This is a genomic window from Bacillus sp. JFL15, from assembly GCF_001184225.1.
GTDB lineage: Bacteria > Bacillota > Bacilli > Bacillales > Bacillaceae > Bacillus > Bacillus siamensis.
The window spans coordinates 612,208-626,514 of record NZ_KQ236689.1; the positions used below are offsets into that span (position 1 = coordinate 612,208).

The 14,307-nt window shown below is 45.3% G+C and carries 10 protein-coding genes, 1 tRNA gene and 1 pseudogene; 3 read left to right on the forward strand and 9 right to left on the reverse strand.

The features are described from left to right. Positions 1-188: 188 nt before the first annotated feature. A pseudogene (locus AD710_RS18885) lies at positions 189-600 on the reverse strand (hypothetical protein); the annotation flags it as partial. Between the two features lie 32 nt (positions 601-632). Between AD710_RS18885 and AD710_RS18890 the strand changes: the two are divergent. Next, positions 633-779 carry a hypothetical protein gene (locus AD710_RS18890; RefSeq protein WP_231595038.1) on the forward strand — a complete coding sequence of 49 codons (147 nt, stop codon included), beginning with the start codon at positions 633-635 and terminating at the stop codon, positions 777-779. 173 nt (positions 780-952) lie between these two features. Here the strand turns inward: AD710_RS18890 and AD710_RS03080 are convergent. The 3 genes from AD710_RS03080 to AD710_RS03090 form a co-directional block, all read right to left on the reverse strand. Continuing rightward, positions 953-1,025: transfer RNA gene (locus AD710_RS03080), tRNA-Ala, on the reverse strand. A gap of 125 nt (positions 1,026-1,150) precedes the next feature. After that, entirely contained in the window at positions 1,151-1,981 is an 831-nt protein-coding gene (locus tag AD710_RS03085; protein ID WP_045925819.1) for an undecaprenyl-diphosphate phosphatase, read from the reverse strand. Positions 1,982-2,072: 91 nt separating this feature from the next. Beyond that, positions 2,073-3,233, reverse strand: coding sequence for an AI-2E family transporter (locus tag AD710_RS03090; RefSeq protein WP_016938165.1), 1,161 nt, complete (start codon positions 3,231-3,233; stop codon positions 2,073-2,075). 179 nt (positions 3,234-3,412) lie between these two features. Between AD710_RS03090 and AD710_RS03095 the strand changes: the two genes are divergently transcribed. Continuing rightward, positions 3,413-4,399, forward strand: coding sequence for a Gfo/Idh/MocA family protein (locus tag AD710_RS03095; RefSeq protein WP_049627243.1), 987 nt, complete (start codon positions 3,413-3,415; stop codon positions 4,397-4,399). Positions 4,400-4,431: 32 nt separating this feature from the next. Here the strand turns inward: AD710_RS03095 and AD710_RS03100 are convergent, their stop codons facing one another. From AD710_RS03100 to tlpB (AD710_RS03120), 5 genes are all read right to left on the reverse strand, one after another. After that, positions 4,432-4,956 (reverse strand): type 1 glutamine amidotransferase domain-containing protein, encoded by a 525-nt coding sequence (locus AD710_RS03100; RefSeq protein ID WP_016938163.1) that lies wholly within the window; start codon positions 4,954-4,956, stop codon positions 4,432-4,434. 65 nt (positions 4,957-5,021) lie between these two features. Continuing rightward, a complete protein-coding gene (gene tlpB, locus AD710_RS03105) occupies positions 5,022-7,124 on the reverse strand; it encodes a methyl-accepting chemotaxis protein (RefSeq protein WP_442853070.1) in 2,103 nt (700 codons plus the stop codon). Positions 7,125-7,143: 19 nt separating this feature from the next. Next, positions 7,144-9,129: a methyl-accepting chemotaxis protein gene (gene tlpB, locus AD710_RS03110; RefSeq protein WP_049627245.1), complete on the reverse strand. Its 1,986-nt coding sequence runs from the start codon at positions 9,127-9,129 to the stop codon at positions 7,144-7,146. 127 nt (positions 9,130-9,256) lie between these two features. Further along, positions 9,257-11,245 carry a methyl-accepting chemotaxis protein gene (gene tlpB, locus AD710_RS03115; protein ID WP_049627246.1) on the reverse strand — a complete coding sequence of 663 codons (1,989 nt, stop codon included), beginning with the start codon at positions 11,243-11,245 and terminating at the stop codon, positions 9,257-9,259. 184 nt (positions 11,246-11,429) lie between these two features. After that, positions 11,430-13,415: a methyl-accepting chemotaxis protein gene (tlpB, locus tag AD710_RS03120; RefSeq protein WP_049628753.1), complete on the reverse strand. Its 1,986-nt coding sequence runs from the start codon at positions 13,413-13,415 to the stop codon at positions 11,430-11,432. A gap of 142 nt (positions 13,416-13,557) precedes the next feature. Here tlpB (AD710_RS03120) and AD710_RS03125 point away from each other — a divergent pair, with 142 nt between their 5' ends. After that, positions 13,558-14,295 (forward strand): protein-glutamine gamma-glutamyltransferase, encoded by a 738-nt coding sequence (locus AD710_RS03125; protein ID WP_049627247.1) that lies wholly within the window; start codon positions 13,558-13,560, stop codon positions 14,293-14,295. Positions 14,296-14,307: the final 12 nt, after the last annotated feature.

Sequence of the window (14,307 nt, forward strand, 5' to 3'; positions counted from 1 at the left end):
AAATCCAAAAATAAACAAAAAAGCGTATTTCCGCTACGTAATACGCTTATAAATTTATTTATCTCATATTTAAATTTAGATTAATACCACTTTGTTTTAGTCCATTAACAGATTGTTTATACATCAAATCAACTGCTTTTTGTGGATTTCCTGATTCATTAACTGTAACGGAGTCGTCCATTGAAAGTTATTGATCTTATCCTTTGTTTCCTGTATTGCTTGGTTTTTCTCCTTTAATTCCTTATGATACTTAGCTTCTTCGTCTTCTTTGTCGATCTCATCAATCTTATCTTGTGTCGCTTTTTGATGCGATTCTAACTCAATATCACGCATTTTTTCATACATCTCTTTGTAGATGGATACAACTTCATCAGCTAATGATTTATAGATGCCCTTGATTGACTTCTTGGTGTTATAAAGCTCAAGGTTAAAATCTTTCTGTTTATTTTTCCAGTTTTCAATCTCATCTATAATTTGCTTCTGGATTTCAGGGAAACCTTTCGCAGCTTTCTTTTGAGCCTCCAGTTGCTTAATATACTTTTTGGCTTCGATTTGTTGTTGCTGGATTAATTTAACTTGTTGACTGTAATAAGATAACCTTCCATGATTTAAGACACGTACACGCCTCCCTAATGCTTTATTTCGGACATGATATTAAAGAGATATCAGAAAGACTGGGACATGCAAAATCAAGCTTTACCTACGACACCTATGTACACATCATGTCTAAGACCAAGAAGAAACTTATAGATAACCTGCAGCGATCAATAAAACTGTGACCTCCTGTGATGGGGGTTATTTTTTTGTTTCTTTTCTTAATATAAGATACCGTGTTGCCACTTTAAAAACTCAGACACAAATGTTTCCGTTTTGTTGCCAATTATAGATTAGAGCAAATAAAAAACCACTCTTGAAATTCTCAAGAATGGCTTTAGATCAAGATTTATTAGTATGGAGCCAAGGGGGCTCGAACCCCTGACCTCTACGCTGCCAGCGTAGCGCTCTCCCAGCTGAGCTATGGCCCCGTGCGGTAACGTCATATTTTATTATAGACGAGTTTCCTTCGAATTTCAAGCCGAAAATTCAGTTTGCTTACATTTTTCTGAGACGTTTTTCAAACATAGAAAAGACCCTCCGGGGGCCTCTTCGTTTACCGCACGAGCATGATTAAAATGATGCCGAGGATGACACGGTAAATGGCGAACGGGACAAGCTTAATCCGATTAATAAGCCGAAGAAAAAATTTGACGACTAAGAGAGCGACGACAAAGGCGCAGATAAAACCGACAAGAAAAAACGGAATCATGTCAGGAGAAAGACTGCTCCAGTATTTCACCAGCTTCAGAAGGCTTGCACCCGCCATAATCGGAATGGCCATGATAAATGTAAAGTCTGCGGCTGCCCGGTGATTCAAGCCGAGAATGACACCTCCGGCAATCGTTGAGCCTGAGCGGGAAAAGCCGGGCCACAAGGCGAGACATTGGAATAAACCGACACAGAAAGCCTGTTTGTAGGTGATTCTGTCTACCGTATTGATCGTATCTTTTCTTTTATTGACCCAGTCCGCAATCAGCATAAGCACGGCTCCGGCAATTAGTCCGTAAGCGACCGTTCTGACGGAGAATAGATAGCGGTCAATGAAATCCTCAAATAAAAAGCCGAGCACTGCGGCCGGAACAAGACCGACAGCGATTTGCGCGATGGTCAGCCTGTATCCTTTCTGCTGGTCGCGCGTCACGTTTTTTTTGAGGCCGAGTAAATTTAATATCCGATCCTTAAACACAATGGCCACCGCCAGGATCGAACCGAGCTGAATCACCACTTTGAAGGAATTGGCGGCTTCAGGATTCATCAGGCTTCCGGATTTCAGCCAGATGTCATCCGCTATGATCATATGTCCCGTGGAAGAAACCGGCGCGTATTCCGTCAGCCCTTCCACGATTCCCAAAACGGCTGCTGTGAACATCTCCCATAGTGTCATCCTATTCTTCCCTTCATTTATCATTTACAAAAGAGAAGCTCTCCTCTGAAGGAAAGCCTGTCTTATAATAAATATCATGTCGGTTCCGATTTTATGACTTCGATACTTCATCATTTTTTTCTTCTTCATATAAATGCGAGCGCATTTTGAACCAATCAAACAGATGGGTCGTGACCACTTTGATGACCGCGTAGCCCGGGATGGCTAAAATAATGCCGACAACCCCGAACAGCTTTCCGGCGGTTAAAAGAACAAAGATGATGGTAATCGGGTGAATGTGAAGATTTTTCCCCATGATCTGCGGAGAAATTAATTTTCCTTCCACGAGCTGGACAACGGTCCATACAATCGCAAGCTTCAGCAGCATAAGGGGCGAAGTGACCAAAGCGATAATAATCGCCGGCGTGATGGCAATGGTCGGCCCTAAATACGGAACAACGCTCGTACAAGCGGCAATGACCGCAAGCAGTGACGCATAATCAAGTCCGATAATCAGATAGCCGATAAATAATAAAAACCCGATGCAGAAGCTGACGATGACCTGTCCTCTGATATAGGAGCTTAATCTGTGGTTCATTTCGCTCAGCATCGTATACGTTTGTTCTTTCAGACGGGTGGGCACAAATTTCAAGATATAGATTGGCAGTTTTTTGCCGTCTTTCAGTAAATAGAACAGAATAAACGGCACGGTCACAATCGAAATAATCACTTCCGTCAGCGCACCGATAAAATTCCCGACTCCGGTAAATGTGCTGTTTGCAATTGTCGCCGCCTGCGCCGATACTTTATTGGCAAGATCGGAAATGTTGATATTCATCGTCTTTTGCGCCTGATTTACAAAATCGCTTCCGATCAGGCTTTTCGTCTGATCTTCAACGATGTCCACATATTTCGGCAGATTGTCGATCAAACTCATGATCTGTTCCTTTAAAAACGGAATAATAGAAACGATCGTAATTGTAATCAGCCCTATAATAACGAGGTAAAGGAGCAGGATGGAATAGACTCTTTTCACTCTTATTTTTTCCAATATATCTACAATCGGATTAAGCAGATAATAAACAATTCCTGTCAAAATAACGGGGAGCGCAATCGTTTTGAGCAGGACGATAATGGGTGTGAAAATAAAAGATGTCTTCATAAAGACAAGGATATTGAGACCGATGAGCAGCAATACAAGCAAAAACAAGACAAATTTATTGTCTAAGAAAAACTGTTTAAATCTGCCGCCCCATGTTTGCAATGTTTCCACTATTGTTCCTCCATCATATGTATTTTACTTAAATTGTACACTATCGTTCCTGTAATGAAAAATAATAACCGGTCTCTATGGGAATTTTTCCTATACTTTTGGCGGACAGTCTTTTTTCCATTTATGTTTCCTTGAAAAAAAGCTATAATGTAAGCCAATACATAGAAGGAGCGATAGCAATGATTCGATTTGCAACAGTCGGAACGAATTGGATTACAGAACGATTTCTAGAGGCGGCTTCTGCTATTGATGATTTTCAATTAACGGCGGTTTATTCCAGAACTGAGGAACGCGCGGCGGAATTCGCCGGCAAGCACGGCGCAGCTCATTATTTCACCAGCCTGAGAGAAATGGCGGAAAGCGAAGCCTATGACGCGGTGTATCTCGCCAGCCCGAATGCATTTCACAAAGAGCAGGCGATCCTTTTTATGGAACACGGCAAGCATGTACTGTGCGAAAAACCGTTTGCGTCTAACGCAAGGGAAACGGAAGACATGATTCACGCAGCCAAATCAAACGGCGTTCTCTTGATGGAAGCCATGAAAACGACGTTTTTGCCGAACTTCAGCATGCTTCAAAACCACTTACATAAAATCGGGCCGATCAGGAGATTCACGGCAAGCTACTGCCAATATTCATCACGATATGATGCATATAAAAACGGAACGGTGCTCAATGCGTTTAAGCCTGAATTATCGAACGGTTCGTTAATGGACATCGGCGTATACTGCATTTATCCGGCCGTCGTCCTGTTCGGCAAACCGAAAAACGTCATTGCGACCGGTCACAAACTAGCATCCGGCGTTGACGGCGAAGGCACGGTTATTTTGTCATACGACGGGTTTGAAGCGGTGCTGATGCATTCAAAAATTTCAAATTCGTTTGCCCCGGCGGAAATCCAGGGTGAAAACGGTACAATCGTGCTGGACAGCATTCACGGGCCTGAGCGGGCGGAAATCCGCTATCGTGACGGACGGATGGAGGACATTTCCGTTCCTGATCTGAAACCGGCGATGTATTATGAAACGGCTGAATTCATCAGCCTTCTTCGGAACGGACAGCAGGAGTCTTCCGAAAATACCTTTGAACGTTCTTTCATTACGGCAAGCATTATGGAAGAAGCGAGAAAACAAATCGGAATTGTCTTTCCCGCCGATCAAAACTAAAAACATCCGCCCGGGTTTCGGGCGGATGTTTTTTATTTGGACGCTAATAGGTCAGCGAACGCTTTTGCATACTGCGGAAGGTCGGGCGGGCGGCGGCTTGATACAATGTGGCCGTCAGTTACGACAGCTTCATCCAGCCACTGTGCCCCGGCATTTGTCATGTCGTCTTTGATGCCGGGCGTGCTCGTTACTTTTTTTCCTGCGAGAATTCCGGCAGATATGAGCACCCAGCCTGCGTGGCAGATCTGGCCGATCGGCTTTTTCTGCTCGTTCATCGTACGGATGATGTCCAAAACTTCCGGATATCTTCTCAGTTTGTCAGGAGCCCAGCCGCCAGGCACGAGCACGGCATCATACTCCTGAATAATCAGGCTCTTAAAATCGTAATCCGCCGTCGCGGGCACGCCGTATTTTCCTTTGTATGAACGGCCGGCTTCTTCTCCTATTAAATGGACGATCGCGCCTTCCTCCCTCATCCGGTAGACGGGATACCAAAGCTCTAAGTCTTCAAAGTCGTCACTGACAAGCGCTATGACTTTCTTGCCTTCTAATCTCATCACTGCCACTCCCTTCTTTTTTTCAAGTGTATCGCTTTTTTCAGCTGAGGAAAAGAAACAGCTCGTTACAGCTGTTCTTCGTCTTCAGACTGAATCGTAAATTTCCGTGTGACCTGCTGCAGTTCTTCTGCCATGTGCGCAAGCGTTTCAGCAGAGGAACTGATTTCTTCCATGGAAGCCAGCTGCTCTTCGGCTGACGCGGCGATGTCTTGAATGCCGGCGGACCCTTCTTTGGCGACTGAGGTAATGTGCTCCACCGCGTTTGTCACGTTTTGCGACCCGGCCGCAAGCTGCTCAAGCGTTCCGTTCATATGCTGCAAAGCGCCTGAAATCTGAGTCGTCATTTCCGAGATTTTTTTGAAGCTTTCGGCCGTTTGGTCCGTAATATCAAGGCCTTCTTTCACGTCTTGATTCACCGCTTGGAATACAGAAAGCGATGTGGCGATTTCTTTGACGATTTCCTGAATCAGCGTTTCGATTTCCTTGGCGGAGTCAGCTGATTGTACGGCAAGCTTTCTCACTTCTTCCGCAACGACGGAGAAACCGCGCCCGTATTCGCCGGCTCTGGCTGCTTCGATAGCCGCGTTTAGAGCAAGCAGGTTTGTTTGATCGGCAATGCCGTTAATGACATTCAGAATGCTCTTAATGTCGTGCGACTTCGTTTCCAGTCCTTTTACGACGGCTTCCGCCTGCTGTACGGAACGATCAATCGTTTTCATCTGGCCGACCGTTTTCGCCACTAATTTTTCTCCGCTTCCGGCCGTATCAGAGGTTTGAATGGCCGATTCGGTGATTTCCGCCGATACATTCGCCGTCTCGGAAATGCCCGTATTCATTTGGGACAGGTGATCAGCACTTTCTTCCAATTTCTCGCTTTGTGATTCGTTTCCGTTTGAGAATTGTTCAATCGCCAGTGTGATATGCTCGGTCGCCTTGCTTGTCTGACCGGCAGATGCCGTCAGCTCTTCGGATGAAGAAGCGACATGTTCGACGGATGATTGAATGACGCCGATGACAGACCGGAGTGATGCCGACATCTCATTGAAGCTTTGGCTGAGCTGACCGAATTCATTTTTCGACCTGATGTTAATCACTTCGGTTAAATCGCCGTCGCTGATTTTAGCTGATGTCGAGACAAGTTTTTTGAGCGGTTTTGAAATCGAGCGAATGATAAAGAAAATTAAAATTCCGCCGACGATAAGAGAAATCGCAAGAATGATCAGCGCCATTTTCATGACAGGCGCGGCTGCGTCATGTATCTCACTGACAAAGAATGTACCGGCGATTTTCCAGCCCGTCAGTTTATTTGTCGTAAAGGCCATTTTCTTTTGCTGTCCTTCAAACATGTATTCAAACGATCCGCTTGATTTCGAAAATACTTCTTTCGTCCAGTCTCCGGAGCCTTCCGTTCCCGCTTTGATGGTCGGATGGGCGATGTATTTTTTATCTCCCGTTGTAATGAAAGCAAATCCTTTATGACCGATCTGTACGCGCTGAGAGGCATTCAGCAGGTCGCCCAGATTAATATCAAGCGCTACAACGCCTGAGCCGTCTTTTGTCTGCTGGGCAATCGTAACGACCGTTTGTCCGGTTGCAGCGTCCTTATAAGGCTCGGTAAACACCGGCTGTCCGCTTTTTTCTACCGCTTTTGTATACCACTCGCGCGTGAGCGGATTGAAACCGGACGGCACGTCAGCGGACGGATATTTCACAAACGCTTTGTCGGCGGACGCGGCATAAATTGATGTGACATCGTCATTTACGGTGACATACTGCTTCATATTTTCAAGCAGGTCGGATTTATTTTTTTTGTTCATTTTGTCCTTTGTGATTGATTCACTGTAATAGTCAAGTCCTTTCAGCTTGCCTTCGAGCATGTTTTCCAGCACGCTGTTCAGTTCGCTGACATTTCCTTGCGCGCTGTGGGTCAGTTCGTTTTCTAATGTACTTCCCGCCGTTTGGTAGCTGAAATAGGCAAGTATGCCGACCGGAAGCACCAATACGGCTAAAAATGCCGCGATAAGCGGCTTGCTGATGGATGGCTGTTTGATCCAATGTATCAGTTGTTTCATTTTTTCAGTCTCCTTCTTTGAAAAGCTAAATCTATTATCGACAGCTAGGACAAAAGATTTATTAAAAAAACTAAAAAAAACACCCAAACAGCACATTTGGGTGTTCTATGACCTATTATTCTATTTTAAATTGTTTCGTCATATCACGTAATTCTTCGGCCATCTGGGATAACGTTTCTGAAGACGAACTGATTTCTTCCATGGAAGCCAGCTGTTCTTCGGCGGATGCCGCGATATCCTGAATGCTGGCTGAACTTTCTTTTGCGATGGACGCGATTTGCTCGGAAGCACCTGAAATCTGCTGCGAACCGGCTGTCAGCTGTTCTACCGTGGCATTCATGTTTTGAATTTCTCCGGCGATCTGGTTCGTCATTTCCGAAATCCGCCTGAAGCTCGTTTCGGTCTGATTCGTAATATCCAGTCCGCTCTCCACCTCTTTGTTGACGGATTGGAACATGCCGAGAGATGTATTGATTTCGTTGACGATTTCTATAATTAAACTTTCGATTTCTTTCGCTGAATCGGCAGACTGCACCGCAAGTTTTCTCACTTCTTCTGCGACGACGGAGAAGCCCCGGCCGTATTCACCGGCACGCGCGGCTTCAATTGCCGCGTTCAGCGCAAGCAGATTTGTCTGATCGGCGATTCCGTTAATGACACGGAGAATGTTTGTAATGTCTTTTGATTTTGTTTCAAGCCCGCGCACCACTTGTTCAGCTTCTTTCACTGACCGGTCAATGACGTTCATTTGACCGACTGTCTGATGAACGAGCTTTCCGCCTGAATTGGCGACTTCCGCTGATGTGACGGAGGATTCAGTAATGACGGCAGATGCTTTCGCCATATCTTTGAGCCCGCTGTTCATTTGGTAAATATGTTCCGCGGCGCTTTCAATTTTTTCACTCTGGCTTTCATTTCCGTTAGAAAATTGTTCGATTGCCAGTGTGATATGTTCGGTTGCCTTGCTTGTCTGCTCCGCTGAAGCCGTCAGCTCCTCTGAGGAAGACGCGACGTTATTCACGGAATCCTGAATGGCATGGATGAGAGACCTGAGTGAAGCTGCCATATTGTTAAAGCTTTTGCCAAGCTCGCCTAATTCGTCTTTTGATTGAATCTCGATCGTTTCGGTTAAATCGCCTTCACTGATCTGTTTCGATGATGTCACAAGCTGCTTGAGCGGTTTTGTGATTGAACGGATAATCAGCACCATGACGATAGTTCCGATGACAATTGCTAACACCAGAACGAGCAGGGACAGATGAAGGATCGGCAGCGCCGCTTCATGAATTTCGTCCAGATACATCGTTCCGCTGATTTTCCAGCCTGTCAGCTCGTTCGTATCATAAGCCATTTTCTTTTCCTGGCCGTCGTATTTGTACTGAAAATCACCTTTTTTGCTGCTGTACAGCTGTTCAGCCCAATCCCCGTCTAATGCTGTGCCTGACGTGCGGTTCGGGTGGGCGACCACTTTTTTGTCTTTCGTCAGGATGAAAGCGTAGCCGGATTTTCCGAGTTTTACTTTCTTTGTCGTTTTCAGAAGTTCTTCGATTTTCATATTGATGGCGACGACCCCTGAGCCGTCTTTCGTCTGCTGAACGATCGTCACGACCATCGTATTGGTGGAAGCCGTGCGGTAAGGATCTGTTACAACAACTTTCCCCTTGTTTTCCACGGCTTTTTTATACCAGTCCCTTTCAAGCGGATTATATCCTTTAGGCATCTGCAGATCGGGATACCGTGTGAAATGGCCTTCCGTGTCACTCGTATAGATGGATTCCACATCTTTATTGATTTTCATATACTCTGTGAATTTATCGGTAATTTGCGATTGGTTTTTCGGCTTGTACCGATCCTTGGTGAGCCAATCGCTGAAATATGCCGTTCCGTCTTCCTTCTGGCTGATGCTGGTATTGATCATATCATTAATCTGCTGCACATTATCTAATGCGCTTCCCATCATCTGCTTGTCAAGCGTGCTTACCGCCGATTGATATGCGATAAAAGCCAGCGTTGAAATCGGCAGAATAAGAATGGCCAAAAAAGAAATGAGCAGTTTTCTTGTAAGCGATCTCTGCTTGATGATTTGCATGATTTTTTTCATCTGCTATATCTCCTCTTACGTGTTTACCCTTCATATCGGCGATTATGGGTAAATATACATATCCAAAAAGAAGAAATATAACAAAACATACTTTTTACCTATTACAAAAGTAGTCTTTTAGACTTAATTAAAAACTTATTTTAAAGCGTTTTGTCAGCTCGCGTAATTCTTCCGCCATTTTTTCCAGCGTGACGGCGGATGAGCTGATCTCTTCCATAGAGGCGAGCTGCTCTTCAGCAGAAGCCGCAATGTCCTGAATGCCGGCCGCGCTTTGTCTGGAGACGGCCGCGATATCCTCTGAAGCGTTCGATACTTCCTGAGATCCGGCGGAAAGCTGTTCTACGGTTGCATTCATATTTTGCAGTTCACCAGCAATCTGATTTGTTTTGACGGAAATGTCCCGGAAGCTTTTTTCCGTTTCGTCCGTCAGCTGAAGTCCGCTTTTCACCTCGTGATTGACGGATTCCAGCATTCCGAGCGATGTATGAATTTCTTTAACGATTTCATGGATTAAGGTTTCGATTTCTTTTGCCGAATCGGCTGATTGAACGGCAAGCTTTCTCACTTCTTCGGCAACGACTGAAAAACCGCGTCCGTATTCTCCCGCTCTTGCCGCTTCAATGGCTGCATTTAAAGCGAGAAGATTCGTTTGATCGGCTATGCCGTTAATGACGCGCAAAATGCTGGTGATGTCCTGCGATTTGTGCTCAAGCCCTTTTACGACTTGTTCCGCTTTACTTACGGATTGATCAATGGTGTCCATCTGGCCTGCTGTTTTCTTAACAAGCCGCTCTCCGGCACCGGATATCTCCGCCGATTCAATAGAAGTTTCCGTCACAACGGCTGCCGCTTCCGCCAGATCGCTGAGCCCGTCTTTCATGTCATTCACTTGGGCTGTCGCTTTTTCAATGCTCTCACTTTGGTCTTCCGTTCCATTAGAAAACTGTTCAATCGCAAGGGTGATATGTTCCGTTGCTTTGCTCGTCTGCTCGGCGGAAGCCGTCAGCTCCTCTGAGGAGGAAGCGACATGTTCAACAGAGTCCTGAATTCCCTGAATAAGCGTCCGGAGTGAATCTGTCATATGATTAAAACTTTTACTGAGCACGCCAAGCTCATCTTGAGAGCTGACTTGAATGGTTTCCGTCAGATCTCCGCTTCTGATTTTTTCCGCTGACGCTGCGAGACGTTTTAACGGTTTTGTAATAGAGCGGATGACAAAATAAATGAAAACCATTCCTGCGGCAACCGCTATGGCCAAAATGATAATGGCTGTAATCAAAACCGGTCTTGCCGCGTCCTTGATTTCATCAACGGACATGGTTCCGCTGATTTTCCAGCCTGTCGCCTCATTGGTGACATACGCCATTTTTTTCGCTTTTCCGTTCATCGTATATTCAAAATCACCTTTTTCCCCGCTGTATAATGTATCAACCCATTTTCCCGATACCGCCGCGCCGGATTTTTCATTGCTGTAGGCAACGGCTTTTTTATTTTTGCTGAGGATAAAGGCGTATCCTTCTTTTCCGATATTGACTTCTTTTGTCATCGTAATGAGATCGTCGATTTTAATATCAATGGCGACGACCCCTGAGCCGTCCTGAGCCGCACGGGCCATGGTGACGACCATCTTTTTGTTTGAAATGGACTGGTAAGGGTCCGTGATGATGGTTTGGCCTTTATTCTCCATGGCTTCTTGGTACCAGTTTCTCTCAAGCGGATTGAAATCGGCCGGCATATCGGCATGAGGATAACGTGTAAACGTGCCATCCTTGCTGCTTGAAAATACGGCGGCAGCTTTATCATTGCTTTCTATGAACTGCTTGAATCTGTCTTTCATTTCCGTTTGGTTTTTTTCTTTAAATTTTGCGCTTGTCGCCCATTCGCTGAAATATGCTGAGCTTTTTGTAAACGTCCCGATCCGGTCATCAATCATATTGTTTAAGATTTGCACATTCCCTTCGGCGCTTTCCATCATTTGATTTTCAACGGATGAGGCAGCCGAACGATAGGCGCTGGCAGCCAGCACTGCTACCGGAATGATTAAGATCAGTAAAAATGAAATGATGAGTTTTCTGGCTATTGATTTTTTTGCGATGTTTTTTGCTGTTTTTTTCAATTTTGTAAACCTCTTTCAATCATTTACTGTTTATATCGGCAATCTCCCTTTTTATTACATTGAAAATTTAGTAATAAATGAAAAATAGTTCTATATGCTCTTTTTACAAGTAAGACTTTTTATTTAATTTTCTCGATGAAGCCATAAAAAAAGACGCCTTCCATCCGGAAAGCGTCCTTTTTTACTAGTTGATTTTAAATTGTTTTGTTAATTCCCGCAGTTCTTCGGCCATTTGCGCCAAAGTGTCGGCGGATGTGCTGATTTCTTCCATAGATGCAAGCTGTTCTTCTGCGGATGCGGCAATATCCTGAATGCTTGCTGCGCTTTCCCGTGAAACGTCCGCAATATCGGTTACCGCGGCTGAGACGTGCTGAGAGCTGTCTGACAGCTGTTCAACCGTGCCGTTCATGGATTGCAGCTTCTCGGCGATGTCGTTTGTCATGCCGAAGATATTCTGGAAGCTTTCTTTTGTTCGGTCCGTCACCGCAAGTCCTGATTGCACTTCTTCATTAACGGATGTAAACATGTGAAGCGACGTATTAATTTCAGACGTGATTTCCTGAATGAGTTTTTCAATCTCTTTTGCAGAACCGGCGGATTGGACGGCAAGCTTTCTCACTTCTTCCGCTACTACTGAGAAGCCCCGCCCGTATTCACCGGCTCTTGCCGCTTCAATGGCTGCATTTAATGCAAGCAGGTTTGTCTGATCGGCAATGCCGTTGATGACTCTTAAAATATGAGCGATGTCTTTTGATTTGGCCTCAAGGCCTTTTACAACAGCTTCCGCCTGCTGGACGGATTGATTGATGAGATTCATCTGCCCGACGGTTTGCTGCACATATTCTTCCCCGGTGCCGGCAGCTTCTTTCGATTGTTTAGATGCTTCCGTAATGGATGATGATGTGCGGGAAACGGCGGCGAGCCCGTCATTTATATGATTCAGCTTGGCTGAGCTTGAATCGACTTTTTCACTCTGCTCTTCGTTCCCGTTTGAAAACTGCTCAATCGCCATCGTAATATGCTCTGTCGCTTTGCTTGTCTGCGAAGCTGAAGCAGTCAGCTCTTCTGATGACGCGGCCACGTTGTCGACCGAGCTTTGGATCGCGCTGATCAGTCCGCGCAGAGATTCTCCCATTTCATTAAAGCTTGCGCCCAGTTCGCCCAGTTCATCTTTCGAGCGGATCTCAATGGTTTCAGTCAAGTCTCCGCCGCTGATTTGTTTAGACGAGCGGACAAGACGTTTCAGCGGTGATGTAATGGATCTGACAATAAACAGAATTAAAATTCCCCCGATGATAATGGATGCTGCAAGGACGATCATTCCCATCGTCAGCACCGGTTGTGAGGCGTCTTTAATTTCGTTGAGCTCCATGCTCCCCTCTATTTTCCACCCGGTCAGTTTATTTGTCGTAAATGCCATTTTTTTATTTTCATCATCAAGCTTGTATGAAATAATTCCGCTGTCTTTGCTGTATACCTCGTTCAGCCACGGGGTTGAGACTTTATCGCCCGGTTTGTGGTCTTTATGCGCGACATAGGTTTTATTTTTAGATGTGATAAACACGAAGCCTTTTTGCCCGATTTTGATTCCCTGCATCTGTTTCAGCAGCTGGTCGATCGTAATATCCATGGCTACTACGCCTGTTCCGTCCTGCATCTGCTTTGCCACGGTGACGACCATGCTGCCGTCGCTTGCCGCAGTGTAAGGATCGGTGACAACGAGCGTGCCGCCGGCCTTTACAGCGTCTTTATACCATGTGCGTGTTCTCGGATCGTAATCAGCCGGAGTATTTTCCTTCGGCGCCTGTGTGTAGCTGCCGTCTTCCGTTCCTCCGTAAATGCGGGCTACGTCCTTATGAATAGACGTGTATTGCCTGAACTTTTCTTCAAGAGCGGACATATTTTTCTTTGAGAATGATGACCCTTTTAAGGTTTCACTGAAAAATTCAATCGCCTTTGCTTTTGCGCCGATATCATTTGTAATGGTTGTGTTAAAAGATTCGATGTTGTTTTTCGCGTTGCCTGAAATCTGATCATCCAGCGAATTGCTCGCCGTATGGTATGAACTGAATTCTAGCACGAGAATCGGTATGATTAAGATCACGATAAATGAAATGATTAATTTACGTGAAATCGATGCCTTTGTGCACCAATTAATGAATTTTTTCATATTAAGCTGCTCCCTCATGTGTGATACCTTATATATCGGCTCAGACTTCACATTTTGTTAACATTTCCTCCTTTTTTATGACTTGATTTTCATTTCCCAAGCTTCCTGCATATCTTATAAAAAAAGATAGGGGGGCGCGCAGATGATTATCATTTCCGGCCAAGTGCTTCGGCCCCAGGACATTGCGAACTGGCAGACGGAAGAAAGCCTTGTTCCGTATCTAAATGAACTGACCAATTCTCCCGTACAATTTGATTACGGATCGATTGCTGAACTGATGTTTGAAGCCCGGGTGCGGCGCCATATTGTGGAAGCCGCAAGAGAACTGCACGGATCAGGTGCAAAATTTGCAACTTTCGCCAAAACATACGGAAATACGGCTTATTGGAGACTGACGCCGGAAGGAGCCCTGGAGCTGAAGTACAGAATTCCCGCTTCAAAAGCGATTCGGGATATTGTTGAAAACGGGGCATTTTATGCATTTGAATGCGCGACGGCCATTGTCGTGATTTATTATCTGGCCGTTTTAAAGACAATCGGTGAAGAGCGGTTTGACCGCCTTTTCCGGGATATTACTTTGTATGACTGGCACTATGAGCATCTGCCGATCTACACGGAAACCGGCAGCCACTTTTTAAGGGGAGATTGTTTATATTTTAAAAACCCTGATTTTAATCCTGCAAAGGCCCAGTGGCGGGGAGAAAATGTCATTGTGATGGGGAATGACCAATATTTCGCCCACGGTCTCGGGATTCTGACCGCTGAACAGATTATCCATAAATTGAATTCTTTAAGAAAAAGAGATGCCGTGCAGTCGGCTTATCTGCTTTCTCAGGCGACAAGGCTTGATGCGCCCGCGCTATATCGGATGATGCATTAAAACAATCCCATC